This window comes from Kocuria kalidii, from assembly GCF_044462225.1.
GTDB classification, from domain to species: domain Bacteria; phylum Actinomycetota; class Actinomycetes; order Actinomycetales; family Micrococcaceae; genus Kocuria; species Kocuria kalidii.
The window spans coordinates 17,624-41,925 of the sequence record NZ_JBISWJ010000066.1; the positions used below are offsets into that span (position 1 = coordinate 17,624).

At 74.5% G+C, this 24,302-nt stretch carries 23 protein-coding genes; 17 read left to right on the forward strand and 6 right to left on the reverse strand.

Annotation, left to right across the window (positions count from 1 at the left end; genetic code table 11):
- Entirely contained in the window at positions 1-837 is an 837-nt protein-coding gene (gene proC, locus ACH9D3_RS09300; RefSeq protein ID WP_396400811.1) for a pyrroline-5-carboxylate reductase, read from the forward strand.
- 25 nt (positions 838-862) lie between these two features.
- Here the strand turns inward: proC and ACH9D3_RS09305 are convergent, their stop codons facing one another.
- Together ACH9D3_RS09305 and ACH9D3_RS09310 are read right to left on the reverse strand one after the other, a co-directional pair.
- Complete coding sequence (locus ACH9D3_RS09305) at positions 863-1,531, reverse strand: potassium channel family protein (protein ID WP_396400810.1); 669 nt, start codon at positions 1,529-1,531, stop codon at positions 863-865.
- A complete protein-coding gene (locus ACH9D3_RS09310; RefSeq protein ID WP_396410726.1) occupies positions 1,524-2,936 on the reverse strand; it encodes a potassium transporter TrkG in 1,413 nt (470 codons plus the stop codon). The genes ACH9D3_RS09305 and ACH9D3_RS09310 overlap by 8 nt, the downstream gene beginning before the upstream one ends.
- Before the next feature lie 170 nt (positions 2,937-3,106).
- On the opposite strand from ACH9D3_RS09310, the gene ACH9D3_RS09315 reads away from it, so the two are divergent.
- The 11 genes from ACH9D3_RS09315 (at position 3,107) to ccsB (ending at position 12,908) form a co-directional block, all read left to right on the forward strand.
- Positions 3,107-4,318 carry an acetoin utilization protein AcuC gene (locus ACH9D3_RS09315; protein WP_396400809.1) on the forward strand — a complete coding sequence of 404 codons (1,212 nt, stop codon included), beginning with the start codon at positions 3,107-3,109 and terminating at the stop codon, positions 4,316-4,318.
- Between the two features lie 125 nt (positions 4,319-4,443).
- Positions 4,444-4,971 carry an ArsR/SmtB family transcription factor gene (locus ACH9D3_RS09320; RefSeq protein WP_396400808.1) on the forward strand — a complete coding sequence of 176 codons (528 nt, stop codon included), beginning with the start codon at positions 4,444-4,446 and terminating at the stop codon, positions 4,969-4,971.
- 35 nt (positions 4,972-5,006) lie between these two features.
- Positions 5,007-6,347: an NADP-specific glutamate dehydrogenase gene (gdhA, locus tag ACH9D3_RS09325; protein ID WP_396400807.1), complete on the forward strand. Its 1,341-nt coding sequence runs from the start codon at positions 5,007-5,009 to the stop codon at positions 6,345-6,347.
- Positions 6,348-6,466: 119 nt separating this feature from the next.
- Positions 6,467-7,282, forward strand: coding sequence for an FCD domain-containing protein (locus tag ACH9D3_RS09330; RefSeq protein ID WP_396410727.1), 816 nt, complete (start codon positions 6,467-6,469; stop codon positions 7,280-7,282).
- A gap of 164 nt (positions 7,283-7,446) precedes the next feature.
- Positions 7,447-7,545, forward strand: coding sequence for a 30S ribosomal protein bS22 (locus ACH9D3_RS09335; RefSeq protein ID WP_005504750.1), 99 nt, complete (start codon positions 7,447-7,449; stop codon positions 7,543-7,545).
- Positions 7,546-7,648: 103 nt separating this feature from the next.
- Complete coding sequence (locus ACH9D3_RS09340) at positions 7,649-7,912, forward strand: glutaredoxin family protein (protein ID WP_396410728.1); 264 nt, start codon at positions 7,649-7,651, stop codon at positions 7,910-7,912.
- Between the two features lie 50 nt (positions 7,913-7,962).
- The gene (locus ACH9D3_RS09345; RefSeq protein ID WP_396410729.1) at positions 7,963-8,634 is read left to right on the forward strand and encodes a histidine phosphatase family protein; all 672 of its coding nucleotides are present in this window, start codon (positions 7,963-7,965) and stop codon (positions 8,632-8,634) included.
- A 54-nt stretch (positions 8,635-8,688) separates the two neighbouring features.
- A complete protein-coding gene (locus tag ACH9D3_RS09350) occupies positions 8,689-9,309 on the forward strand; it encodes a redoxin domain-containing protein (RefSeq protein ID WP_396410730.1) in 621 nt (206 codons plus the stop codon).
- Positions 9,306-10,067 (forward strand): cytochrome c biogenesis protein CcdA, encoded by a 762-nt coding sequence (locus tag ACH9D3_RS09355; protein WP_396410731.1) that lies wholly within the window; start codon positions 9,306-9,308, stop codon positions 10,065-10,067. Before ACH9D3_RS09350 ends, ACH9D3_RS09355 begins: the two co-directional genes overlap by 4 nt.
- 44 nt (positions 10,068-10,111) lie before the next feature.
- Positions 10,112-11,815, forward strand: coding sequence for a cytochrome c biogenesis protein ResB (gene resB, locus ACH9D3_RS09360; RefSeq protein ID WP_396410732.1), 1,704 nt, complete (start codon positions 10,112-10,114; stop codon positions 11,813-11,815).
- Positions 11,816-11,828: 13 nt separating this feature from the next.
- A complete protein-coding gene (gene ccsB, locus ACH9D3_RS09365; RefSeq protein ID WP_396410733.1) occupies positions 11,829-12,908 on the forward strand; it encodes a c-type cytochrome biogenesis protein CcsB in 1,080 nt (359 codons plus the stop codon).
- 131 nt (positions 12,909-13,039) lie between these two features.
- Here ccsB and ACH9D3_RS09370 read toward each other — a convergent pair whose 3' ends face one another.
- Positions 13,040-13,513 carry a PLD nuclease N-terminal domain-containing protein gene (locus ACH9D3_RS09370; RefSeq protein ID WP_396400799.1) on the reverse strand — a complete coding sequence of 158 codons (474 nt, stop codon included), beginning with the start codon at positions 13,511-13,513 and terminating at the stop codon, positions 13,040-13,042.
- Between the two features lie 81 nt (positions 13,514-13,594).
- Here ACH9D3_RS09370 and ACH9D3_RS09375 point away from each other — a divergent pair, with 81 nt between their 5' ends.
- Positions 13,595-13,882, forward strand: coding sequence for a DUF4229 domain-containing protein (locus ACH9D3_RS09375; protein ID WP_396410734.1), 288 nt, complete (start codon positions 13,595-13,597; stop codon positions 13,880-13,882).
- Positions 13,883-13,913: 31 nt separating this feature from the next.
- Here ACH9D3_RS09375 and ACH9D3_RS09380 read toward each other — a convergent pair whose 3' ends face one another.
- The 3 genes from ACH9D3_RS09380 to ACH9D3_RS09390 form a co-directional block, all read right to left on the reverse strand.
- Positions 13,914-14,795 carry a 1,4-dihydroxy-2-naphthoate polyprenyltransferase gene (locus ACH9D3_RS09380; protein WP_396410735.1) on the reverse strand — a complete coding sequence of 294 codons (882 nt, stop codon included), beginning with the start codon at positions 14,793-14,795 and terminating at the stop codon, positions 13,914-13,916.
- A 227-nt stretch (positions 14,796-15,022) separates the two neighbouring features.
- Positions 15,023-16,189 carry an AMP-binding protein gene (locus ACH9D3_RS09385; protein WP_396410736.1) on the reverse strand — a complete coding sequence of 389 codons (1,167 nt, stop codon included), beginning with the start codon at positions 16,187-16,189 and terminating at the stop codon, positions 15,023-15,025.
- Between the two features lie 63 nt (positions 16,190-16,252).
- Positions 16,253-17,227 carry a 1,4-dihydroxy-2-naphthoyl-CoA synthase gene (locus tag ACH9D3_RS09390; protein WP_396410737.1) on the reverse strand — a complete coding sequence of 325 codons (975 nt, stop codon included), beginning with the start codon at positions 17,225-17,227 and terminating at the stop codon, positions 16,253-16,255.
- Positions 17,228-17,352: 125 nt separating this feature from the next.
- Here ACH9D3_RS09390 and ACH9D3_RS09395 point away from each other — a divergent pair, with 125 nt between their 5' ends.
- The 4 genes from ACH9D3_RS09395 to ACH9D3_RS09410 all read left to right on the forward strand — a co-directional run bounded on the left by ACH9D3_RS09395 (position 17,353) and on the right by ACH9D3_RS09410 (position 24,265).
- A complete protein-coding gene (locus ACH9D3_RS09395) occupies positions 17,353-18,162 on the forward strand; it encodes an alpha/beta fold hydrolase (protein WP_396410738.1) in 810 nt (269 codons plus the stop codon).
- Positions 18,163-18,256: 94 nt separating this feature from the next.
- The gene (gene hrpB / locus ACH9D3_RS09400) at positions 18,257-20,833 is read left to right on the forward strand and encodes an ATP-dependent helicase HrpB (protein ID WP_396410739.1); all 2,577 of its coding nucleotides are present in this window, start codon (positions 18,257-18,259) and stop codon (positions 20,831-20,833) included.
- 273 nt (positions 20,834-21,106) lie between these two features.
- Positions 21,107-22,069 (forward strand): HpcH/HpaI aldolase/citrate lyase family protein, encoded by a 963-nt coding sequence (locus tag ACH9D3_RS09405; protein ID WP_396400792.1) that lies wholly within the window; start codon positions 21,107-21,109, stop codon positions 22,067-22,069.
- A 165-nt stretch (positions 22,070-22,234) separates the two neighbouring features.
- Positions 22,235-24,265: a penicillin-binding transpeptidase domain-containing protein gene (locus ACH9D3_RS09410; RefSeq protein ID WP_396410740.1), complete on the forward strand. Its 2,031-nt coding sequence runs from the start codon at positions 22,235-22,237 to the stop codon at positions 24,263-24,265.
- Positions 24,266-24,302 lie beyond the last annotated feature (37 nt).

The following is a 24,302-nucleotide window of genomic DNA, read 5'->3' on the forward strand; positions in this document are numbered from 1 at the left end:
ATGACCCCTGTACTCGCCTTCCTGGGCTGCGGCTCCATGAACGGATCCATCCTGCGGGGGGTGCTGGCCTCCGGCGTGCCCGTCGAGCAGATCAGGGCCACCGTGCGCTCCGCGGAGAGCGCCCGCCGGCTCGAGGACGAGACCGGGGTGCGCCCGTACGTCACGGGGGAGGACCCGGAGGCCAACCGGCGGGCCGCGCAGGAGGCCGACGTCGTGCTGCTCGGCGTGAAGCCGGTCGGCATCCTCGACCTCGCGCGCGAGATCGCCCCCGCCGTGCGCCCCGGCACCGTCGTGGCGTCGGTGGCCGCGGGCATCTCCGTCGGTGCCCTCGAGCGCGCTCTCCCCGCCGGGCAGCCGGTGGTGCGGACCATGCCGAACACGCCCTCCAGCGTGAGGCGCGGGGTCGTCTCGGTGACTCCGGGTGCCGCCACGACCCCGGAGCAGACGGACTCCGTGCGCGCCGTGCTCGAGGCCGTCGGCACCGTGGTCGAGGTCCCCGAGGAGCAGGTCGACGCCGTGACCGGCGTCTCGGGCTCCGGGCCCGCCTACGTGTTCCTGCTCGCCGAGGCCATGCAGCGGGCGGGAGAACGGATGGGGCTGCCCCAGGACGTGGCGCGGGTCCTCGCGAAGGAGACCGTCTCCGGCGCGGGGGAGCTGCTGCGGCCGGCGGAGGCCGACCCCGGGGCCCTGCGCAAGGCCGTCACCAGCCCCAAGGGCACCACGGACCGGGCCATCACGACCTTCCAGGACAACGGCTTCGAGGACCTCGTGGCGTCCGCCGCCCGGGCCTCGGCCGACCGCTCGGCGGAGCTCACCCGGGAGTTCAGCGCGGAGTGAGCCTGCCCGGGGGCGGACCCCCGGGTCAGGGACGGGCCGCGAAGCGCTCGAGCAGGTCCACGTGGCCCGAGACGATGAGCAGGTCGCGGGACGTGACCTTCGTGTCGGGGCGGGCGTACGTGAAGTCCTCGCCCGGCGACTTCACGCCCACCACCGTCACGCCGTACTTCGAGCGCACGTTGGAGTCGCCCAGTGTGAAGCCCTGCACCTCCCGCGGGGGATACATCTTGACGATCGCGAAGTCGTCGTCGAACTCGATGTAGTCCAGCAGCCGGCCGGAGACGAGGTGCGCGGTGCGCCGCCCCGCGTCCGCCTCCGGGAAGATCACGTGGTGCGCCCCGATGCGGGACAGGATCTTGCCGTGCGAGGGCGTGATGGCCTTCGCCCAGATCCGGCTCACGCCGAGGTCCACGAGGTTCGCCGTGATGAGCACGCTCGACTCGATGGAGGTTCCCACGCCCACCACGGCCGAGTCGAACTCGGCCGCGCCCAGCTGGCGCAGGGCGTCGATGTCCGTGGCCTCGGCCTCCACCACGTGGGTGAGCTGCCCCGAGAGCTTCTGGACCAGGTGGGCGTCCTTCTCCACGCCCAGGACCTCCCGGCCCTGGCGCGCCAGCTGGAGCGCGGTGGCCGTGCCGAAGCGGCCGAGGCCGATCACGAGGACGGGCACGCTGTGGGACGAACGGTCAGCCAATGATCGGCCTTTCCTCGGGGTAGTTGTACAGACGCCGGCGCGAGCGCAGCGCCAGGGCGGCGGCCACGGTGGTGATGCCGATGCGACCGACGAACATGGTCGCGACGAGCACGTACTTGCCCTCCGGCGGCAGCTCCGCGGACAGGCCCACGCTCAGCCCGCACGTGGCGTAGGCGGAGATCACCTCGAAGAGCACCCGGTCCAGGGGGGCGTCCGTGAGCGCCAGCAGGAACCCGCAGGCCACCAGCACGATGGTCGCCCCCATCATGATGACCGAGATGGCGATCCGCAACGCCTCCTCGGGCACGGTCCGGTAGAAGGCGATCACGGACCGGTCGCCGCGGGCCTCGGCCAGGACCGCGAGGAACACGACGGCCAGCGTGGTGACCTTGATGCCGCCGGCGGTGGACGCCGAGCCGCCGCCCGCGAACATCATGGCGTCCGTCATCAGCAGCGTCTGCTGCAGCTCGCTGTTGGTGTCGACCAGGGCGAATCCGCCCGAGCGCATGTTGACCGAGGAGAAGAAGCCGTTGAAGATCTTCTCGCCCACGGAGAGGTCCCGCAGCGTCCCCGGGTTGGACCACTCGAACGCGGTGTACATGATCCACGCCAGCACCAGCAGCACGGTCGTGGTCGTCACGGTGAGCTTCGTGTTGAGGTTCCACCGGGTGAACCGCAGCCCGACCTGCCGCACCACCAGGATGACGGGGAAGCCGAGGGAACCGATGAACACCCCGAGGGCGATGGGCACCACGATCAGCCACGAGGTCGTGTAGGGCCCGAGACCGGCCTCGTTCGGGACGAACCCGCCGTTGTTGAACGCCGAGATCGCGTAGAAGATCCCGTGCCACAGAGCCGTCGGGATCGGCTCGCCCTCGACCAGGAACCCGACCGTCAGCACCGCGGCCAGCACCGCCTCGATGCTCACGGACGTCAGCACGATGACCTGCAGGAGCGAGCCGACCTCGCCGAGCCGCCCGATGTTCAGGGCCTCCTGCGTCAGGAGCCGCGACCTCAGGCCCAGCTTGCGGCCCACGGCCAGCGCGAGGATCGACGTCATCGTCAGGGTGCCCAGCCCGCCGATCTGCATCGCGATCATGATGACGAACTGGCCGAAGAACGACCAGTGCGCGCCGGTGGGGACCGTGGTCAGCCCGGTCACGGTGACGGCGGACGTCGCGGTGAACACCGCGTCCTCCAGCGACGTCTGCACGCCGGGCGCGGCGGACACCGGCAGCCACAGCAGGAGCGAGAAGAGGGTGAGCACGACGGCGAAGACGATCAGCGCCAGGCGGGCCGGGGAGGACGCCGCGATCCGGTCCACGAGGTCGCGCAGGGAGGTCAGCCGCCAGAACCGGCCCCGCTCCTCAGGGGGGACCCACTGGCCGCGCTGCAGGTTGCTCACGGGCCCTCCTCGTGGTGTCCGGACCGCCGGATCGCACCGGGGCGGGCGCGGCGGTCGCCGCGGCCGCTGACAGTATCGCACTGCCCGTACCGCGGGGGCGCGACGACACATAGTCGGAGGCGGGCGGGCCCCGGGACGCCGGCCGGCGCCCCGGGTGATCTAATGTCGGTGTGACTCCTGCTACATCCGGGCCCGGCGCCCCGTATCCGACCCGTCTGTTCTGGGACCCCGCCCTGCTCGAGTACAACTTCGGGGACCACCACCCCATGCACCCGTCCCGGCTCGAGGCCACGTACCGCCTCGTCCAGGAGTTCGGCCTGGACGGCCGGGACAACGTCACCGTGGAGGCCCCGCAGGTGGCCCCGGACGAGGTCCTCCACCTCGTGCACCCGCAGCACTACGTCGACTCGGTCCGCGCCGTCAGCGCCGACCCGTCCGTCCACGTTCCCGACTGCGGCCTCGGCACCGATGACACCCCCGCCTATCCGGGGGTGCACGAGGCGAGCGCCCGGCTCGTGGGCGGCAGCTACCAGGCCGCGGCGGCCGTCCTCGCGGGGGACGCGGTGCACGCCGTGAACTTCGGGGGCGGGATGCACCACGCCCACGCGGAGAAGGCCAGCGGCTTCTGCATCTACAACGACTGCGCCGTGGCGGTCCAGCACCTGCTGGACCAGGGAGTCCGGCGGGTCGCCTACGTGGACGTCGACGGCCACCACGGGGACGGGACCCAGTCGATCTTCTACGAGGACCCCCGCGTCCTGACGATCTCGCTGCACGAGACGGGCCTGTCGCTGTTCCCGGGCACGGGGTTCGCCAACGAGACCGGCCGCGGTGCGGCGGAGGGCCACGCCGTGAACGTCGCCATGCCCACGGCCTCCGACGACTCCATGTGGCTGCGCGCCTTCGACGCCGTGGTCCCGCCCCTGCTGCGCCAGTTCCGGCCGGAGGTCGTGGTGAGCCAGCACGGCTGCGACTCCCACTTCGCCGACGAGCTCACCCACCTGCGGGTCAGCGTGGACGCGCAGCGGCAGACCGCCGTGGCCCTGGCCGGGCTGGCCCACGAGCTGTGCGAGGGCCGGTGGATCGCCACGGGCGGGGGCGGCTACAACTGCTACGACGTGGTGCCCCGCTCCTGGACGCACCTGGTCGGCATCGCGGCCGGCCACCCGATCGACGTGCGCACGGCGGTGCCGCAGCCGTGGCGCGACCACGTGCGCGAGCGCTACGGCGCCGACGCGCCCCGGGTCATGGGCGACGAGGTGGACCTGTGGTGGCGCTCCTGGGAGGTGGGCTTCGACCCGAACGACGAGACGGACCGCACCATCATGGCCACCCGCAAGGAGATCTTCCCCCAGTGGGGGCTGGATCCGTGGTTCGACTGAGCCCGCTGCACGAGGGCCGCGGCGACCCCGGCAGTGACCCGGGCAGTGACCCCGGCAGTGGCCCCGGCGGCGGCACGGACGTGCCGGTGCCGGGAGCCGCGGGGCATCCCGTTTACAGTGATCGGATGGGCAACAACGACGTGTTCGCGGTGATCGCCGACAAGACCCGGCGGGGCATCCTCACCGCACTGAAGGACGGCGAACGCCCCGTGGGGGACCTCGTGGCCGAGCTGGGCGTCTCCCAGCCCACCGTCTCGAAGCACCTGAAGATCCTGCGGGAGGCCGGTATGGTGTCCATGGAGGCCCAGGGGCAGCGGCGTCTCTACGCCGTGCAGCCGGAGCCGCTGGCCGAGGTGACCGCCTGGATCGACGAGATCGCGGACGGGGCGGCGCCGGTCCCCCCGGCGCTGCCGGATCCCGGCACCGAGGACGTCTCCGCGACCGGCCACGGGACCGAGGTGCCGGACGGTGCCGGCACGGAGGCCGGGCCGGGGCCCGCGGCCGCCGTTCCGCCGCCGCCCCTCGCACCCCGTCCGGAACGGTCCGCGGGCGGCACGACAGCACGCCCCGACCGGGGGACGGGGAGCCGCGCGGCGGACATCCTCTCGAGCCTCTCCGGCCTGCGCCGCCGCAGACGGCCCCCGCGGCGGTGACCGGCACGACCCACACGATCCGAAAGAGGAGCACCATGCACGAGGACCTGTACCCGATCCGACAGGCAGTACTGGCCCGCAACCCGGGAGAGGTCGAGTTCCACCAGGCCGTGGACGAGGTCTTCGACTCCCTCGGACCCGTGGTGGCGCGCCACCCCGAACTCCTCGACGCCGCGGTGCTCGAGCGGGTCTGCGAACCGGAGCGCCAGATCATCTTCCGCGTCCCGTGGACCGACGACCAGGGCCGGGTGCACATCAACCGGGGGTTCCGCGTGGAGTTCAACTCCGCCCTCGGGCCCTACAAGGGCGGTCTGCGCTTCCACCCGTCCGTCTACCTCGGCATCGTGAAGTTCCTGGGCTTCGAGCAGATCTTCAAGAACGCCCTGACCGGGATGCCCATCGGCGGCGGCAAGGGCGGCTCGGACTTCGACCCGAGCGGTCGCTCCGACGCGGAGGTCATGCGCTTCTGCCAGTCCTTCATGACCGAGCTCTACCGCCACATCGGCGAGTACACCGACGTCCCCGCCGGTGACATCGGGGTCGGCGGGCGCGAGATCGGCTACCTCTTCGGCCAGTACAAGCGGATCACCAACCGCTACGAGTCCGGTGTGCTCACGGGCAAGGGCCTGAGCTGGGGCGGGTCGCTGGTGCGCACCGAGGCCACCGGCTACGGGACCGTCGTGTTCGCCCAGGAGATGCTGCGCACCCGCGGGCAGTCGTTCGACGGGCAGACCGTGCTGGTCTCCGGCTCCGGCAACGTGGCGACCTTCGCGATCGCCCGGGCCCAGCAGCTGGGCGCCACGGTGGTGACGGCGTCGGACTCGAGCGGCTACGTGGTGGACCCCGACGGCATCGAGCTGGAGCTGCTCCGCCAGATCAAGGAGACCGAGCGCGGCCGGATCTCGGAGTACGCCGAGCGTCGCGGCGGACGAGCCCGGTTCATCGCGAAGGGCTCCGTCTGGGACGTCCCCGGCACCGTGGCCCTGCCGTGCGCCACGCAGAACGAGCTGGACGGCTCCCACGCCAAGAAGCTGGTCGAGCACGGCGTGCTCGCCGTGGCCGAGGGGGCCAACATGCCCACCACCGGCGAGGCCGTGCGACTGTTCCAGGAGGCGGAGGTGCTCTTCGGGCCGGGCAAGGCGGCCAACGCCGGTGGCGTGGCCACCTCGGCCCTGGAGATGCAGCAGAACGCCTCCCGCGACTCCTGGACCTTCGACTACACCGAGGAGCGCCTCGAGCAGATCATGACGTCGATCCACGACCGGTGCGCGGAGACCGCCGAGGACTACGGCATGCCCGGGAACTACGTGGCCGGCGCCAACATCGCCGGCTTCGTCAAGGTCGCCGGCGCCATGATGGCGCAGGGCCTCATCTGATCCCGGCCGGACCGGGCCCCGCCGCGCCCGGTCCGGCCGCCGACCGGGGCTCCCGACACGTCGGGACCCGCGATCACCCCCCGGAGGGCCGCATTGGCCCTACCCTGGAGACTATGGCAATGCATCAGCAGGTCCTGCAGTGGCTGGAGAACGAGCTGTTCGACGGCCACCTCGTGCTGGGCCAACAACTGCCCTCGGACCGCGATCTCGCGGCCATCCACCGCGTGTCCCGCAGCACCATGCGGGAGGCGCTCAAGACGCTCGAGGCCCAGGGCATCGTCCGTCTGTTCGACGGGCCGCGCAAGTCGATCCTGCCCATGCTGGTGCGGGAGCCGGCGGCCTCCGCGGGTCCCGCGCTGCAGCTGCACATGGCCACGTCCGACTACCCGCTGCGGGACATCGTGCAGACCAGGGTGCTGCTCGAGACGTGGGCCCTGGAGCGCTCGGACCCGGACCACCCGGCGATGGCCGAGCTGCGGGCGCTGCTCGAGCAGATGGCCCGGGACGACCTGTCCCTCAAGGAGTTCCACCACCTCGAGGTGAGCTTCCACATCGCCCTGTGCAAGACCGCGGGCAACTCGGTGGTCTCGGCCCTGATGTCCTCCCTGCGGGACTCGATCTACGAGTACACGATGGCGCTCGTGGGCCACGTCCCCCTGTGGAGCGCCACCTCGGAGCGGCTGCGCGCCGAGCACCAGGCGATCTACTCCGCCGTGGCGGCCGGTGACCGCCGGCTCGCGTCCCGCCTGGTGGCGGAGCACATCGAGTACCAGTACCGGGAGGCCGGCGTGGACCCCGAGCAGGAGCAGCGCACCCCGGGGCCGGCGCCGGAGGCGCCCACCGAGCTCAGCCCGGCCGGTCCGGCAGCGGGGCTGCCGGACGCGGTCGGGGAGGAACCGGGGAGCGGGCCCGCACCGGTGTCCCGCAGCGCCTGAGGCCTTCTCGCCCGGGCCGAATGCAGCATTCCCCGCCCGAGACGGTAGGGTGTCAGTGAACGTTTGCCCGGCCGTTCCCGTCCGAGGGCCGGCACCCCCGGTTCCCGCCTGTCGGGCGGAGATCCGGGGGACCACCACCGAGACATGAAGATGCGAGGGATCCTATGGGTTCAGTGATCAAGAAGCGCCGCAAGCGGATGTCCAAGAAGAAGCACCGCAAGCTCCTCCGCAAGACCCGTCACCAGCGCCGCAACAAGAAGTGACCCTGCGCTGAGCGCGCACCGGGGCCGCCGTCCACTCCAGGACGGCGGCCCCGGTGCGTTCCCGGCCCCGGTCGTCCGGTGCGGCGGGCCGTACCATGGGCCCATGAGCTCCTCCCCGCCGCCGGCCGTGACCCTCCTGACCCGGCCCGGGTGCCACCTCTGCGAGGACGCCCGGCGATCCGTGGACCGCGTCACGTCCGCGCTGGGACTGGGATGGGAGGAGGTCGACGTCGACGCCGATCCCGAGCTGGCCCGCCGGCACGCCGAGGAGATCCCCGTGGTGCTGGTCGACGGCGTCCCGCGCGACTTCTGGCGGATCGACGAGCGCCGCCTCGCCCGGCTGCTGCGCGAGCGCCCGGCCGGCTGAGCCGCCCGCCCTTTTGGGGCCTGCCCGTCCGGTCTGGGATCATGGGTGCCATGCCCTCCTCGACCGTCCACCTCCTGCGCCACGGCCAGGTCCTCAACCCGGACCGCATCGTCTACGGGAGGCTGCCGAGCTACGGCCTCACCGAGCTGGGTGCGCGGATGGCCGAGGCCGCCGCCGCCGAGTTCGCCCGCCGGACGAACGGCGGCGCCCGCATCGTCCACCTCGTCTCGTCCCCGCTGCAGCGGGCCCGGGAGACGGCCGCGCCCGTGGCCCGGGAGCTGCACCTGCCGGTGCACCCCGACGAGCGCGTCCTCGAGGCCCACAACCACTTCGAGGGCCTGCACGTGGACGCGGCCGAGCTGCTGAGGCCCCGGCACTGGCCGCACCTGCGCAACCCCCTGCGCCCCTCGTGGGGCGAGCCCTACCGGCTCCAGGTCGGGCGCATGGCGGAGGCCGTGCTGGACGCCGGGCGCACCGCCGCGGAGCGCGGCGGGAGCGGCGCGGAGGCCGTCCTGGTGTCCCACCAGCTGCCCATCTGGCTGACCCGGCGCTCCGCCGAGGGGCGCACCCTCCCGCACGACCCGCGCCGACGGCAGTGCAACCTCGCGTCCATCACCTCGCTCGTCTTCGACGATCTCGATTCCGGGCGCCCGCCCCGGGTCGTCTACAGCGAGCCGGCCGCCGCCCTCTACCCAGGGGTCAACCAGCTTCCCGGTTCATAATGGCCGGGCGCCGCAGCCCTCCCCGTCCCCTCCAGAGCACCAGGTGATCCGTCCGTGACCTCCCTCCCCTCGCCCGCCCCCCGCCCGAGCCGCCGCCGTGTGCTCTCGCTCGCGGGCCTCGGCGTCCTCGGGCTCGCCCTCGCGGGATGCGCGGAGGAGGACTCGCTGGCCCAGCAGGCGAACTCGGGCGACCGGAAGGGCTACATCGCCGGGGACGGCACGGTCTCCGAGTACCCGGCCGCCGAGCGCGGGCAGCCGGTGCAGTTCTCCGGGACCCTGTTCGACGGCACCACCGTCTCCGCCGAGGACCTGCGGGGACGTCCCGCGCTGCTCAACTTCTGGTACGCCGGCTGCGCCCCGTGCCGCGTCGAGGCTCCCGACCTGCGGGAGCTCGCGGAGCGGTTCGACGGGCAGGCCGCGTTCTACGGCGTGAACCTGCGCGACGAGCAGGCCACAGCCGAGGCGTTCGAGCGCACCTTCGAGATCCCCTACCCGTCCTTCGAGGACAAGGACGGGGGCGTGCTCATGGCGCTGAGCGCCTACGTGCCGCCGCAGGCCGTGCCCACCACCCTCGTGCTCGACGCCCAGGGGCGGGTGGCCGCCCGCATCCTCGGCGTCGCGGACCGTTCCGTGCTCGAGACCCTCCTCGAGGACACGGTGGCCGAAGCGGCATGACGGCAGGCAATCCCTTCGCCGAGATCGTCCTCGACGGCTCCCTCCTCGTCGCCCTGCCCGTGGCGCTGCTCGCGGGCCTCGTCTCCTTCGCGTCCCCGTGCGTGCTGCCCCTCGTGCCGGGCTATCTGGGCTACGTCACCGGACTGACCGGTGCGGATCTGCAGGAGCAGCGGCGCGGGCGGGTGCTCGCGGGGATCACGCTGTTCGTCCTCGGCTTCTCGGCCGTGTTCCTGGTGATGTCCGTGCTGCTGGCCCAGCTCGGCGCGTACGCGTGGTTCCTGGGCCAGCACTGGATCACCGTGGTCCTCGGCGCCCTCGTGGTGCTCATGGGGGTCGTGTTCCTCGGCGGGGTGTCCTTCTTCCAGCGGGACCGCAAGATCGGGCGCCGCCCACCGCCCGGCCTCTGGGGCGCGCCGCTGCTCGGCGTGACGTTCGGCCTCGGCTGGGCGCCCTGCATCGGCCCCACCTTCGCGGCCGTGCAGGCGCTCGTGTACGTGGACGGCGCCTCGACCGGCAAGGCGGCCGTCCTCACGGTCGCTTACTGCCTGGGCCTCGGCGTGCCGTTCCTGGTGCTCGCCCTGGCGCTGCGCCGGGGCATGGGCGCCATGGGTCTCTTCCGCCGGCACCGGCTCGGGATCCAGCGCGCCGGCGGGGGCCTGCTCGTCGTCGTCGGCCTGCTCATGATGACGGGGGCGTGGACCGCGTTCGTCTCGTGGGTGCAGGCCGAGCTCGTCACCGACTGGGTGATGCCGATCTGAGCACCTCCGAGCCCCGGTCGGACACCGCCAACAGAAAGGCCGGCATGAGCACCTCAGCGCCCCCGTCGTCGGGCCCCTCGTCCGCGGCGTCCCCGGAGCGGTCCGGGCGGGACGACGACGTCGAGCTCCCCGCGCTCGGGCCGCTCGGCATGGCCCGGTGGGCCTGGACGCAGCTGACGAAGATGAACACCGCACTGTTCCTCCTGTTGCTGCTGGCGGTCGCGGCGGTGCCGGGCTCCATCTTCCCGCAGCGGATCCAGGACCCGGCCGCCGTCCAGGACTACCTCGACAGCAACCCCGTCCTGGGGGAGTGGCTGGACCGGGTGCAGATCTTCGACGTCTTCTCGTCGGCGTGGTTCTCCGCGATCTACATCCTGCTCTTCGTCTCCCTCGTGGGCTGCGTGCTCCCGCGCGCGGCCAAGCACTGGCGGGCGTGGCGCGCCGAGCCCCCGCGCACCCCGCGCCGGCTCGAGCGGCTGCCCGAGCACCGGTCCCTGGCCCTGGGCGGGCGCGACGGCGCGGCGGCACCGGCCCCGGACGACGTGGTCGCCGACGCCGCCCGGCTGCTCCGCAGGCGCGGCTACCGCGTGGCGGTGCGGGACACCGGGACGGCCGCCCCCTCGGTGGCCGCCGAGCGCGGCATGTGGAAGGAGGTCGGCAACGTCGTCTTCCACCTGGCCCTGCTGGGCGTGCTGGTGTCCGTGGCCGTCGGCTCCCTCTTCGGCTACAAGGGCCAGCGGGTCGTGGTGGAGGGCGAGTCCTTCGTCAACACCCTCATCGGCTACGACTCCTTCACCCCGGGCACCAACTACGACGCCGACTGGCTCGAGCCCTTCTCCGTGCGGCTCGACAGCTTCGAGGCGGTGTTCAACCGCGACACCACCGACCCGCGCAGCTACGGGGCGCCCCTGGACTTCACGGCCGAGGTCACCGTGCAGGACGAGCCCGGCGCCGAGCCGCGGCAGGAGGTGCTGAAGGTGAACCAGCCGCTGAACGTGCACGGCGTGAAGAGCTACCTCGTGGGCAACGGCTACGCCCCGGTGGTGCGGGTGACCGACGGCAACGGGGACGTCGCGTTCGAGGGCCCCGTCGTGACCGTCCCCTCCGACGGCGTCTACACGTCCTCGCTCGTGCTCAAGGTCCCGGACGCCCGCCCCGACCAGCTCGGCCTCGTGGGGCTGCTGCTGCCCACCGCCGTGGGCGGGGAGGGCGAGATGCCGCGGTCGGTGGATCCCGGCCTCGCCAACCCCCGGCTGATCCTCTCCGCGTACGCCGGCGACCTGGGCTTGGACGGCGGGGAGCCGCAGAACGTGTACGTGCTCGACGTCGAGCCGCTCACCGAGCTCAACGCCATGACCAACGAGAACGGCGCCATCACGCTCGACGCCGCGAATCCCCGGTACGAGCTGCCCGGGGGCCGGGGCGCGGTCGAGTTCCTCGACGTCAAGCGCTACGTGGGCCTGGACGTCCACTACGACCCCGGCAAGACCGGCGCGCTCGTCTCCTTCGTCGCGGCCTTCACGGGCCTGCTGATGTCCCTGTTCATCGCGCGCCGCCGGGTCTGGGTGCGCGCGGCGGAGGGCCTGGACGGGGACGGCCGGACCTGCACGGTGCTCGAGTACGGGCTGCTGGCCCGCGGCGAGGACCCCCGGCTCGCCGCCGAGGCCGAGCGGCTGGACCGGCTGTGGACCGAGCAGTGGGAGGACGCCGGCGTGCGGGACACGGACACCCGGTCGGACAACGAGTGAGAGGATGGGCGGCATGACCGTCAACGAGACCCTGGGCGCCTGGAGCGAGCTGTTCATGCTCCTGGCGGCGATGACCTACCTGGTCGCCTTCGTGGCCTTCGCCTGGGACGTGGCGTCCCACTCCCGGACCCTGCGCGGGACCGCGGAGGCCGGTGGGCGGGAGCTCGTGGGCGCCGCCGCAGGATCCTCCGCGGCGACCTCGGGGGACGCCGCCGAGCCCGCCGACTCCCGCGCGGGCCACGGTGCGGGCCACCGCGGGCGCGGCTACCGGACCGGTGCGCGGTCCGCCCTCGCCGGGCACGTGGCGGACGAGGAGATGCGCTACACCGGCGAGCGCCGTCCCGCGGCCCGCGTGGCCGTGGCCGTCATGGTCCTCGGCTTCGCCGTCCACACCGCCGCGGTGGTCAGCCGGGCCTTCGCGGCCGGACGGGTGCCGTGGGGCAACATGTACGAGTTCTGCACCACGGGCGCCCTGGTGGTCGCCGGCGTGTTCCTGCTGGCCCTGCTGGCCCGGGACCTGCGCTTCGTGGGCTCCCTCGTGTCGGGGCTCGTGGTGATCATGCTGTGCGCGGCCACCATCGGTTTCCCCACCCCCGTGGGGCCGCTGCAGCCGGCCCTGCAGTCCTGGTGGCTGGTGATCCACGTGTCCATCGCCGTGGCCGCCTCCGGGGTCTTCACCATCACGTTCGCCATGGCGCTTCTGCAGCTGCTGCAGGCGCGCCGCGAGCGGGCGATCCTCTCCGGCGAGCGGCCCGGCGCGGGCTTCCTCGCCATGGTCCCGTCCTCCCAGGCGCTCGAGAACCTCTCCTTCCGGCTCAACGCGGTCGGCTTCGCGTTCTGGACCTTCACCCTCGCCGCCGGCGCGATCTGGGCCGAGCAGGCCTGGGGCCGCTACTGGGGCTGGGACACCAAGGAGGTCTGGACCTTCGTGATCTGGGTGGTCTACGCCGCCTACATGCACGCCCGGGCGACCCGTGGCTGGACCGGCAACCGGTCGGCGTGGCTGTCGATCGTCGGCTATCTGTGCGTCATCTTCAACTTCACCGTGGTGAACACGGTCTTCCCGGGCCTGCACTCCTACTCCGGGGTCTGATCCGCACCGGCCCGGCCCGGCCCGATCCGGCGCCCGCCCCGCCGACGACGAACGGCCCGCACTCGGTGCGGGCCGTTCGTCGTGCTGCGGTCGTTTCGGGCGGGCCCGGTCGGACGGTGCCGCCGGGCGGGTCAGTCGCGCGGAGGCCGGTTGCCGGGGGAGTCGTCGGACTGGCCGTCGGGACGGCCGGCGGAGGAGCCGCCCGAGGGGTCGTCGTCGGGCCGGTCCCCGGGGCCGTCGTCCTGCCCGGTGCCGTCGGACGTGCCCGGTCCGTCGTCGCGGTGCAGGTCCTCCTCCCACTGGCGGAGCTTCTCGGCCTGCTCCTGCTGCCGGCGCCGCTCCTCGAGGTTGCGCAGGAACTGGGGGTCGTCGTCGGGGCCCCTGCCGCGCACGGGCCGGGACGAGCCGGCGGTGCCCTTGGGGCGCCCGAGGAACAGCCACAGGAGGGCGCCGACGAACGGGAGGAGGAGGATCACCGCGATCCAGCCGCCCTTGCGGAGGCCCCGCATCTCGGCGCTGTCGGTCCGGGCGCACTCGATGAGGGAGTAGACGATGACGCCCACCGCGAGTGCGGCCGCGCCGATGATGAGGATGGCTCTGCCCATGCCGACAATCGTAGGGGAGTTGCCTGGACGTCAGCTCGGCGACCCGGGAGTTCTTCCAGGCAGCGCCGGTAGACTGGGGGCGTGAATTTCCTGAAGTACTCCCTGCTCCGTTTCGCGCTGGTCGTGCTGGCCTTCCTCCTCAGCATGTGGCTGGGCGTGGGGCTGGTCCTGTCCGGGATCGCCGCGGTGGTCATCTCCTTCGCGGTCTCCTACCTGTTCTTCCCACGCCTGCACCGGGCCGCGGGGGAGGAGTTCCACCGGTGGTTCGCGCGGGCGCCGAAGCCCCGCAACCGGGTGGCGCTCGAGGACCAGGAGGTCGAGGACGCCTACGTGGACCGGACGCTGCGCGAGGACGGCCGCGAGCTCTGAAGCCCTCGGCGTCCGGGGCCCCGGCCGGGGATCACCCCCACTGCCGCAGCAGCACCGCCAGCAGGAAGAGCACGGCCCAGCCGACGTTGAGCACTCCGCACTGCCGGAGCACGGGGATCAGCTGGCGCCGGTCCCGGACCCGCAGCACGGTGGCCACCGGGGGCAGCGCCAGCGGCACGAGCAGCAGGACCAGGAGCATCCACGGGTTGTAGGGCACCAGGAACAGCACCAGCGCGAGCGCCACGGCGATCTCGGCGGTGAACACCACCCGTGCCAGCGGGTCCCCCAGCCGCACGGCGAGGGTCCGCTTGCCGACCTCCCGGTCCCCCGGCAGGTCCCGGATGTTGTTGGCCATCAGCAGGGCGGTCGCGATCAGGCCGGTGGACAGCGCCGCGATCCACGCCTCGAGGTTGAGGGTGCCGGCCTGGGTGAGCGTGGTGCCGAGCACGGCCACGAGCCCGAAGTAGACGAACACGAAGAGGTCCCCGAGCCCCCGGTACCCGTACGGGGTCCTCCCGCCGGTGTAGCCCCACGCGGCCAGCACGGCCGAGAGGCCGACCGGGACGAACCACCACTGGCGGCTCAGCGCCACCAGGACCGCGCCGGCGACGGCGGCGAGGCCGAAGCAGAGCAGCGCGGCCGACCGCACCTGCCCCGGGGCCGCGACCCCGGAACCGGTCAGGCGCAGGGGACCCACGCGGACGTCGTCCGTGCCCCGGACGCCGTCGGAGTAGTCGTTGGCGTAGTTCACGCCGATCTGCAGGAACAGGGCGACCAGCAGGGCGAGGAGCGCGCGGACGAGGTCGAACGAGTGCAGGGCCTGGGCCGCGGCGGAGCCGGCCACGACCGGGGCGACGGCCATGGGCAGGGTGCGGAGCCGGGCCCCCTCGATCCACTGTGCTGGCGTGGCCACGGGGTACCTCCGTCGGGAACGACTCGCGCGCGATGCGGGATGCGGGATGCGGGCCGCGGCGGGGGTGCGGGGCCGCGCACCATTGTGCCACGGTCCCGCCACGGTCCCGCCCCGGTCCCGCTCCGGTGCCGCTCCGGTGCCGCCCCGGTGCCGCCCCGTTCCGGCCCCGGCCACGACCCGGTCCGGGCCCTGTTCCGTCCGCGCCCGCACCGGGGACCGGACGGTGGTCAGGCCAGCAGCCGGGCCACCGCCGCGCGGTCCGGCTTCCCGGTGGGCAGCAGGGGCAGCTCGTCCGGCCAGGCCCAGCGCCGGGGCACCGCGGCGGCGCCGTGCTCGGCGCGCACCGACTCCTCGAGCTCGGCGCGCAGCCGCTCCCGGTCGGTGCCGGGGGCGGCGACCACCGCCGCGCCCACCGCCTGTCCCCACTCGGCGTCGGGCACGCCCAGCACCAGGGCCTGACGCACCGCGGGGTGCCCGGCCAGCGCGGCGCCCACCAGCCCCGCGGCGACCTTGACCCCGCCGGTGTTCACGACGTCGTCGACCCTCCCGTGCACCGTGAGCACGCCGCCGGGGGAGAGCACGCCGAGGTCGTCCGTGCGGTACCAGCGGGTCCCCGCCGCCTCGCGGAAGTGCTGCGCGGTCTGCGCCGGGTCGCCGGCGTAGCCGGCCGCGACCACGGCGCCGCCGAGCCAGATCCGGCCCGGCCGTACCGGTCCGGGCTCGCCGGGGCGCGGGGCGTCGTCGTCGCTCCCCGCCGTCCCGACGTGCACGGACACCCCGTCCAGGGGCACGCCGTCGTAGACGCAGCCCCCGCACGTCTCGGACATCCCGTAGGTGGTCACCACCCGCACGTCCGCGGCCCGGGCGGCCGCCAGCAGCCGCGGCGGCGCCGCCGAGCCGCCCAGCAGGACGGCGTGGAAGCTCTTCAGCGCCGACACGGCGTCCCCGTTGCGCACCCCGGAGGGCGGCTCGAGGATCCGCTGCAGCTGGGTGGGCACGAGCGAGGTGAAGCGCACGGGATCCTTCAGCTCCTCGGCGGCCGCCGCGAAGCCCTCCGGGGTGAAGCGGGCCGCCGGGTCGAGGACCACGGGGTCCGTCCCGGCGTAGAGGGAGCGCACGAGCACCTGCAGCCCCGCCACGTGGTGGGCGGGCAGCGCGAGCAGCCACTGGCCCACCCCGCCGGTGCGCACCGCGGTGGCCATCGAGGACGCCGCGAGCGCGTCCCGGGTGAGGACCGTGCGCTTGGCCCGGCCGGTGGACCCGGACGTGCGCACGACGACGGCGGGGCCCTCGCGTCCCAGCGCACGGGTCAGCGGCGACAGCAGCCGCAGGGGGTCGCCGGGTACTGGCCCGTCCAGGACCACGGCGTCGCCGGGGACGATCAGCTCGGCCATCGGGGCCCTCCTCGTCGACCTGCCGGTGGGGCCGGGACCCGGTCGCGGCCCCACCCGCAGGACCTAGAAGTAGTAGGGGAAGCCGGACCAGTCCGGGTCGCGCTTGCCGAGGAACGCGTCCCGCCCCTCGACCGCCTCGTCGGTCATGTAGGCCATGCGGGTCGCCTCGCCCGCGAAGACCTGCTGGCCGACCATGCCGTCGTCGGGCAGGTTGAAGGCGAACTTCAGCATCCGGATCGCCTGCGGGGACTGGGCGGCCACGTCCCGGGCGGCGGCGATCGCCGCCTCCTCCAGCTCCGCGTGGGGGACGACCTCGTTGACCGCGCCCATCTCGTGCATCCGCTGCGCGTCGTACTCCCGGGCGAGGAAGAAGATCTCGCGCGCGGCCTTCTGCCCCACCTGCCGGGCGAGCAGCGCGGAGCCGTAGCCGGCGTCGAAGGAGCCCACGGTGGCGTCCGTCTGCTTGAACCGCCCGTGCTCGCGCGAGGCGATGGTGAGGTCGCAGACCACGTGCAGGGAGTGCCCGCCGCCCGCGGCCCACCCGGGGACGGCCGCGACGACGACCTTGGGCATGGTGCGGATCAGCCGCTGCACCTCGAGGATGTGCAGCCGCCCGGCGCGGGCCGGGTCGATGCCCTCGGCGGTCTCCCCCTCCGCGTAGCGGTAGCCGTCGCGGCCGCGGATGCGCTGGTCCCCGCCGGAGCAGAAGGCCCAGCCGCCGTCCTTGGCAGAGGGCCCGTTGCCGGTGAGGACCACCGCGCCCACGTCGGAGCTCATCCGCGCGTGGTCGAGGGCCCGGTAGAGCTCGTCGACCGTGCCCGGGCGGAAGGCGTTGCGCACCTCGGGCCGGTCGAACGCGATCCGCACCCACGGGAGGTCCCGGACCACGGAACCGTCCGCGTCCCGCTCCACGCCGCGGTGGTAGGTGATGTCCTGCAGGTCGCCGAAGCCCTCGACCGTGCGCCACTGCACGGGGTCGAAGAGCTCCGAGACCTGCTCGGGGAGGGCGCTGCCGGTGGTCGGGGTGGAGTCAGTCACGCCCCCGAGTCTACGTGGGGCGCCGACCGGAGGCGGGCGCCGGCGGCGCCCGCTGTCCGGGCCCGTGCCGGCTGTGGTCCCGCCGGCCGGAGGCGGAAGTGCCGGCGGCTGTCTAAGCTCGGGGCATGGCTGACTTCCGGACGAGCACCCTGCACACGACCCGCGTCGGGGACGACGGCGAGCCCGTCGTCTTCCTGCACGGCCTGTTCGGCCGGGGCAAGAACTTCACCCGGATCGCCAAGGACCTCCAGCCGGACTTCCGGAGCCTGCTGGTGGACCTGCCCAACCACGGTGCGTCCGAGTGGACGGACCGGGTGGACTACGAGCAGATGGCGGACTCCGTGGCCGAGACCCTGCGGAACGACGTCGCCTCGGGCGGACCGGTCGCCGTCGTCGGGCACTCCCTCGGCGGCAAGGTGGCCATGGTGCTGGCGCTGCGGCACCCGGAGCTCGTCTCCCGGCTCGTCGTGGTGGACATCGCGCCCGCCCGGGCCGGGGGCGGCGAGGGCGAGTTCGCGCACCTGCTGGACAGCCTCGCCGCCGTGGACCTGACGGCCGTCGAGCGCCGCTCGGACGCGGACGAGGCCCTCCGGGAGCCCATCCCGCAGGACACCACCCGGAGCTTCCTGCTGCAGAACCTGCGCCGCGGCGAGGAGGGCCTCTCCTGGGAGCCGAACCTCGAGCTGCTGCGCTCGAGCCTGGACAGCATCGGCGGCTTCCCCGACACCGGGGACGCCGTCTACGAGGGGCCGGTGCTCTGGGTCGCCGGGGGCCGGTCGGACTACGTGCGGGACGAGCACGCGCCGGTCATGCGCGGCCTGTTCCCCAGGACGCACCTGGTGACGATCCGCGAGGCCGGGCACTGGGTCCACTCGCAGGAGCCGGAGACGTTCGTCGAGGTGCTCCGCCAGTTCCTGGCGCACACCGGGGACTGACCGCCCTCCCCGTGCGGGACCCGGCCGTTCCGGACGGCGGCCGGCGGGGCGGCGGCTCCCGGACCACGACCGGCACCGGTGGGACACTGGGACGATGAGCTCCGTCCCGTTCGACCTCGCCCGGATCGGCGCCGGGCTGCCGGTCGCCGGGGTGCTCGGCGAGCTCCGCGCGGCCCTGGCCGGCGGCGCCGCCGTGGTGCAGGCCCCGCCGGGCACCGGCAAGACCACCCTGGTGCCCCCGCTGGTCGCCGATCTGCTGCACGAGCGCGCCGGCGGGACCGGCCCGGGCCGCGTGGTCGTCACCCAGCCCCGGCGGGTCGCGGCGCGCTCGGCGGCCCGCCGGCTGGCGCACCTCGCCGGGACCCGGGTGGGGGAGCTCGTCGGGCACACGGTGCGCGGCGACCGGCGCACCGGCGCCGGCACGGTCGTCGAGTTCGTCACCCCCGGCGTGCTCCTGCGCCGGCTGCTGCAGGACCCCGGGCTGCCCGGCGTGGGCGCCGTGGTCCTCGACGAGGTGCACGAGCGCGGCCTCGAGTCCGACCTGCTCGTCGGCATGCTGGCCGAGGTCCGGCAGCTGCGCGAGGAGCTGGTCCTCGTGGCGATGTCCGCGACCCTCGACGCCCCGCGCTTCGCCGGCCTGCTCGGCGCGGAGGGCCCGGTGCCGGTGGTCGACTGCCCGGCCGCCCTCCACCCGCTCACGGTCCGGTGGGCTCCGCCGCCCGGCCGGCGCACCGACGACCGCGGGGTCACCCGCCCGTTCCTCGACCACGTCGCCCGGACCGCGGCCGACGCGCACGCGCAGGCCCTGGCCCGGGACGGCGCCACGGACGCGCTCGTGTTCGTCCCCGGCGCCCGCGAGGTCGCCCAGGTCGCCCGGAGGCTGCGCGAGAGCCGCCCCGGGACGGAGGTGCTCGAGCTGCACGGCCGGGTCGGGGCCGCCGAGCAGGACCGCGCCACGTCGGGACGCCGCCCGGGGGACCCGCCCCGCGCGGTCGTCACCACGTCCCTCGCGGAGTCCTCCCTCACGGTGCCGGGGGTGCGCCTCGTGGTCGACTCCGGCCTGTCCCGCGAGCCCCGGCGCGACGCCGGCCGCGGCATGACGGGCCTGGTCACGGTCGCGGCCTCCCGGGCCTCGGCCGAGCAGCGGGCCGGCCGTGCGGCCCGGCTCGGCCCCGGCGAGGTCGTGCGCTGCTACGACGAGCGGACCTGGGCCGCGATGCCCCGCCACCTGACCCCGGAGCTCGCGGCCGCCGACCTCACCGGGGCGGCCCTGCTGCTGGCCTGCTGGGGCGCCCCCGGCGGCCGTGGCCTCGCCCTGCCGGATCCCCTGCCGGCGGCGGCCCTGGCCGACGCCGTCGCGGTGCTGCAGGGGCTCGGCGCGCTCGACGACGACGGCCGGGCGACCGCGACCGGCCGGCTGCTCGCGACCGTGCCCGTGGATCCGCGCCTGGCCCGCGGCCTGCTCGACGGCGCCCGCGCCGTGGGCGCCCGTCCGGCGGCCGAGGTCGTCGCGATGGTCTCGGACGACCACCGCCCGACCGGCGGGGACCTCTCCCGCCTGCTCGCCGACCTGCGCTCCGGGCGGGCACCGGACGCCCGCCGGTGGTCCGAGGAGGCCCGCCGCCTGGAGCGGGCCGCCGCGGCCCCGCAGCCGGCGGCACGGCCCGCGCCGCCGGGGACCGGCCGGGTCCCGGCCGAGCTCGTGACCGGTGCCGTCGTGGCGCTGGCCCTGCCGGAGCGGGTCGCCCGGAAGGTGGGCGACACCTGGCTGCTCGCCTCCGGGACCCGCGCGGGCCTGGCCCCGGGCAGCGCCCTGGCGGGCCACGAGTGGCTCGCCGTCGCGGACGTCACCCGCGCGGCCGGACAGGCCGCCGCCGGCACGGGGGCCGTCGTGCGCGCCGCGGCGGCGCTCGACCGGGAGACCGCCGAGCGCTGCGCCGAGCACCTGCTGAGCGACGAGGTGCGCACGCGCTTCGAGAACGGGCGGGCCGTCGCCCGCCGGGTCCGTGCGCTCGGGGCGATCGAGCTGTCCTCGACCCCCGTGCGCCCCGCCCCGGAGGCGGCGCGCGGCGCGGTGCGGGCCGCCCTCGCCGCGCAGGGTCTCGGGCTGCTCGGCTGGTCCGACGGCGCCGACCGGCTCCGGCGCCGGCTCGCGCTGCTCCACCACCGGCTCGGGGAACCGTGGCCGGACATGGCCGACGCCGCCCTGCTCGAGCGGATCGACGCGTGGCTCGCCCCCGAGCTCGACGCCCTCGCCGGCGGCGCCCGGGTGGACCTCGCCGCGCCCCTGCGACGGCTGCTCCCGTGGCCCGAGGCGTCCCGCCTCGACGAGCTCGCGCCCGAACGACTGACCGTGGCGAGCGGGTCGCGCGCCCGGATCGACTACCCCTCGGCAGACGACCCCACGGGCCGGCCGGTGGTCAGCGTCAAGCTCCAGGAGTGCTTCGGGTGGGCGGCGTCCCCGGCGGTCGCCGACGGCAGGGTCCCCGTCCTGTTCCACCTGCTCTCGCCGGCGGGGCGGCCGCTGGCCGTGACCGACGACCTCGCCTCGTTCTGGTCCGGTCCCTACGCCCAGGTGCGGGCCGAGATGCGCGGGCGCTACCCGAAGCACCCCTGGCCCGAGGACCCCTGGACCGCGCCGGCGACCGCACGCACCGCCCGGCGCTCCTGAACGGCGCCCGGGTGGCACCCGGGTGTGATCTGCGTTACGGTGGGATCACCGCACCTGCCGAGCGCGTTGATCCAGCGCGCACGGACCGGCTCGCCCACCTCGCGATCCCCGGCCCGAAGGCACGCACCGGACGGACCCCCGCGACGCGATCGTTCCCGCGGGCCCGCCACCGGGCACGGTTCCGCCGGGCAGCACCCGCCCTCCCAGCACGGATGCCCCGGCACGCTCTCGCACCGCAGTTCGCTGCGCCACACGGAAAACGGGTACGCCCTCATGACTGCCACCTCGACCGAGACCTCGTCGACGACCCCGAGCACCTCCTCCCTGCCGCTGGTGCCCCCGGCCCCCGCTCCCGCGGTCGGTCCGGAGCTCGCCCGCTCCTGGCTGCTCGTCAACGGCGCCCAGGCGGAGCGCTTCGCGGCGGCCCGGGCGAGCGCGGCCGACGTCGTCGTCCTGGACATCGAGGACTCCGTGGCGCCCAAGGACAAGGAGCGGGCCCGCCGCAACGTCATCAGCTGGCTCGACGCCCGGGACGAGGACGGCGGACAGCACCGCGCCTGGGTGCGGATCAACGGCTTCGGCACGCAGTGGTGGGAGGAGGACCTCCGCGCCCTCGCCGGCGTCCGCGGCCTCGAGGGCGTCATGCTGGCCATGGTCGAGTCCCCCGAGCACGTCACCCGCACCGCGGAGCTGCTCAAGGACACGAGGATCGTGGCGCTCGTGGAGACGGCCCGCGGCGTGCAGCACCTGCAGGCCATCGCCGGCGCCCGCTCCACGTACCGCCTCGGCTTCGGCCTCGGCGACTTCCGCCGCGACACGGGCTTCGGCGAGAACCCCATGACGCTGGCCTACACGCGCTCGCAGTTCACGATCGCCTCCCGGGCGGCCAACCTCCCCGGACCCATCGACGGCCCCGCCGTCGGGGCGCTGGGGCCCAAGCTGGCCGAGGCCACGTCCGTGACCCTGGAGTTCGGCATGACGGGCAAGCTGTGCCTGATGCCCGAGCAGACGGCCACCGTCAACGAGGGCCTGAGCCCGTCCCTGTCCGAGCTGTCCTGGGCCTCCGAGTTCCTGCAGGAGTTCGACGCCGACGGCGGGGAGATCCGCAACGGCTCCGACCTGCCGCGGCTCGCCCGGGCGAAGAAGATCCTCGGCCTGGCCACGGCCTTCGGCCTGAGCATCCCCGAGGGCTACGACGTCCACTTCGAGGCGCCGACCGACACGTACCACTGCTGATCCGGTGGTGAGGGGCCGATCACCGGCCCCGCCGCGCGCCGGAGCGCACCCCCTCCCGGCGCGTCCGACGGACCGGTGGGCGCCGTGCAGACACGGCGCCCACCGGTTCTTCCGTGCCCGGCCCCGCCCTGTCCCGGCGGCGGTGGACGTACTACATTCGAGGACGTGCAGACCACTCCGAAGCACCGCACCCCGCGGCTGCCGACGCCCCGGGCGGTCCACCGGCGGACGCGGCCGGCGGTCGCTCTCTCCCTGACCGCCGGCCTGCTCGCCACCGGATGCTCGATGCTGTCCCCGGACGGCGGGCGGGAGGCCGCGGAGCGGGTGGCCGCGGCCCTGGCCGCGGGCGGGCTCGAGGAGCTCGACTTCGCGAACGTCGAGGGTCCGGCCGCCCAGGAGGAGTACGAGCAGGTGACCGGGGGCCTCGGGGACGCCGCCGCGGCCGTCGAGGTCGCCGGGGTGGATGATGCCGGGGCGGAGGAGGCCGGGGCCCAGGACCGCCGGGTGGCCACGCTGACCTGGACCTGGGACCTCCCCGGCACGGGGCAGGACTGGTCCTACGACTCGGCCCTCCCCCTGGTCCGGACGGAGTCCGGCGGATGGGCCCCCGAGTGGTCCCCGGCCGTGGTGCAGCCGTCGTTGCAGGAGGGAGGGACCCTCCGCTCCCGGGCCGTGGCGGCGGACCGCGGGGACATCCTCGGGGTGGACGGCGAGACGCTCGTGACGGAGCGGCCGATCCGCCGGGTCGGCATCGACAAGGCCCAGCTGGACGGGACGGACCCGGGAGAGGCTGCGCGTCGGCTCGCCGCGGTCGTGGACGTCGACGCCGATGCCTACGCGGAAGCCGTGCAGCAGGCCGGGCCCGACGCCTTCGTCGAGGCGCTGACGCTGCGGGAGGAAGCCTTCCGGGAGCTGGACGCGCGGCGGCTGGAGGAGGTCCCGGGGCTGCTCGCGGTCGAGGGCGAGATGCCCCTGGCCCCGTCCCGCGGCTTCGCGGCCGACCTCCTGGGCGGGGTGGCCGAGGCGACGGCCGAGGAGGTGGCGGAGTCGGGCGGGGAGCTCGCCGCCGGGACGGTGGTCGGCCGCGGGGGAGTGCAGGAGCGCTTCGACGACCGGTTGCGCGGCACGCCCGGCGTCGTCGTCGAGGCCGTCGTGGGAGACGCCGGGGGGCAGGGCGGCCCGGGGCCCGGCGGGGAGGCGTCCCCGGGCGAGCCCCTGTACGAGGTGCCGGCGCAGGCCGGCGAGCCCGTCACGGTGACCCTGGACCGTGGGCTCCAGGCCACCGCGGAGGAGCTCCTCGCCGGGATCGAGTCGCCGTCCGCCGTCGTGGCGGTCCGCCCCTCGACGGGCGAGCTCGTCGCCTCGGCCAACGGTCCGGGCTCCGCGGGATACTCCACCGCGCTGCTGGGCCAGTACGCGCCGGGCTCCACCTTCAAGGTGGTCACGGCCCTGGCGATGCTCCGGGAGGGCGACACCCCCGAGACCGTCGTCCGGTGCCCGCCGTCCACGACCGCGGCGGGCGTGCGGATCGACAACGCCGAGTCCTATCCGGCCGAGTTCACCGGGTCGATCACCCTCACCGAGGCGATCGCCCACTCCTGCAACACCGCCTTCGTGGACCAGCACGACCGGATCAGCCAGGCGGAACTGGCCGCGGCCGCGGCCGCGCTCGGGATCGGGACCGGGACGGACCTCGGGGTGCCGGCGTTCTCCGGTGCCGTCCCCGAGGAGGAGGAACCGGCCCAGCACGCCGTGGCGATGTTCGGGCAGGGCCGCACGCTCGTGTCCCCGCTGAGCATGGCGAACCTCACCGCCTCGGTCGCCGCAGGTCGTCTCGTCACCCCGCGGCTGGTCGACACCGAGGGGCTGCTCGAGGAGGACGCCACGCCCGGACCCGCCCCGGAGGAGCCCTTGACCGCCGAGGAGGCGGAGCAGCTGCGCACCATGATGCGGGCGGTCGTCACGTCCGGGCACCTGGACGTTCTGCAGGGCCTGGAGCCGGACACCGCGGTCGGCAAGACCGGCACGGCCGAGTACGGCGACGAGGACCCGCCCCGGACCCACTCCTGGGTGATCGCCGAGCACGACGACCTCGCCGTCGCGGTCTTCGTCGAGGACGGCGACCTGGGCTCCGTCACGGGCGGACCCATCGCGCGCGACTTCCTGCAGGAGGCCGCCGCCTCCGGCGCCGCCTGAGCCGCGCGACGACACGGCCCCGCGGCCCCTTCCGCGG

Coding starts and splice junctions, on each gene's coding strand:
- resB (WP_396410732.1), top strand. CDS start 10,112: ATGAGCACCTCAGCGCCCCCGTCGTCGGGCCCCTCGTCCGCGGCGTCC.
- ACH9D3_RS09345 (WP_396410729.1), top strand. CDS start 7,963: ATGCCCTCCTCGACCGTCCACCTCCTGCGCCACGGCCAGGTCCTCAAC.
- ACH9D3_RS09320 (WP_396400808.1), top strand. CDS start 4,444: ATGGGCAACAACGACGTGTTCGCGGTGATCGCCGACAAGACCCGGCGG.
- ACH9D3_RS09370 (WP_396400799.1), bottom strand. CDS start 13,513: ATGGGCAGAGCCATCCTCATCATCGGCGCGGCCGCACTCGCGGTGGGC.
- ACH9D3_RS09355 (WP_396410731.1), top strand. CDS start 9,306: ATGACGGCAGGCAATCCCTTCGCCGAGATCGTCCTCGACGGCTCCCTC.
- ACH9D3_RS09335 (WP_005504750.1), top strand. CDS start 7,447: ATGGGTTCAGTGATCAAGAAGCGCCGCAAGCGGATGTCCAAGAAGAAG.
- ccsB (WP_396410733.1), top strand. CDS start 11,829: ATGACCGTCAACGAGACCCTGGGCGCCTGGAGCGAGCTGTTCATGCTC.
- proC (WP_396400811.1), top strand. CDS start 1: ATGACCCCTGTACTCGCCTTCCTGGGCTGCGGCTCCATGAACGGATCC.
- hrpB (WP_396410739.1), top strand. CDS start 18,257: ATGAGCTCCGTCCCGTTCGACCTCGCCCGGATCGGCGCCGGGCTGCCG.
- ACH9D3_RS09395 (WP_396410738.1), top strand. CDS start 17,353: ATGGCTGACTTCCGGACGAGCACCCTGCACACGACCCGCGTCGGGGAC.
- ACH9D3_RS09340 (WP_396410728.1), top strand. CDS start 7,649: ATGAGCTCCTCCCCGCCGCCGGCCGTGACCCTCCTGACCCGGCCCGGG.
- gdhA (WP_396400807.1), top strand. CDS start 5,007: ATGCACGAGGACCTGTACCCGATCCGACAGGCAGTACTGGCCCGCAAC.
- ACH9D3_RS09405 (WP_396400792.1), top strand. CDS start 21,107: ATGACTGCCACCTCGACCGAGACCTCGTCGACGACCCCGAGCACCTCC.
- ACH9D3_RS09330 (WP_396410727.1), top strand. CDS start 6,467: ATGCATCAGCAGGTCCTGCAGTGGCTGGAGAACGAGCTGTTCGACGGC.
- ACH9D3_RS09385 (WP_396410736.1), bottom strand. CDS start 16,189: ATGGCCGAGCTGATCGTCCCCGGCGACGCCGTGGTCCTGGACGGGCCA.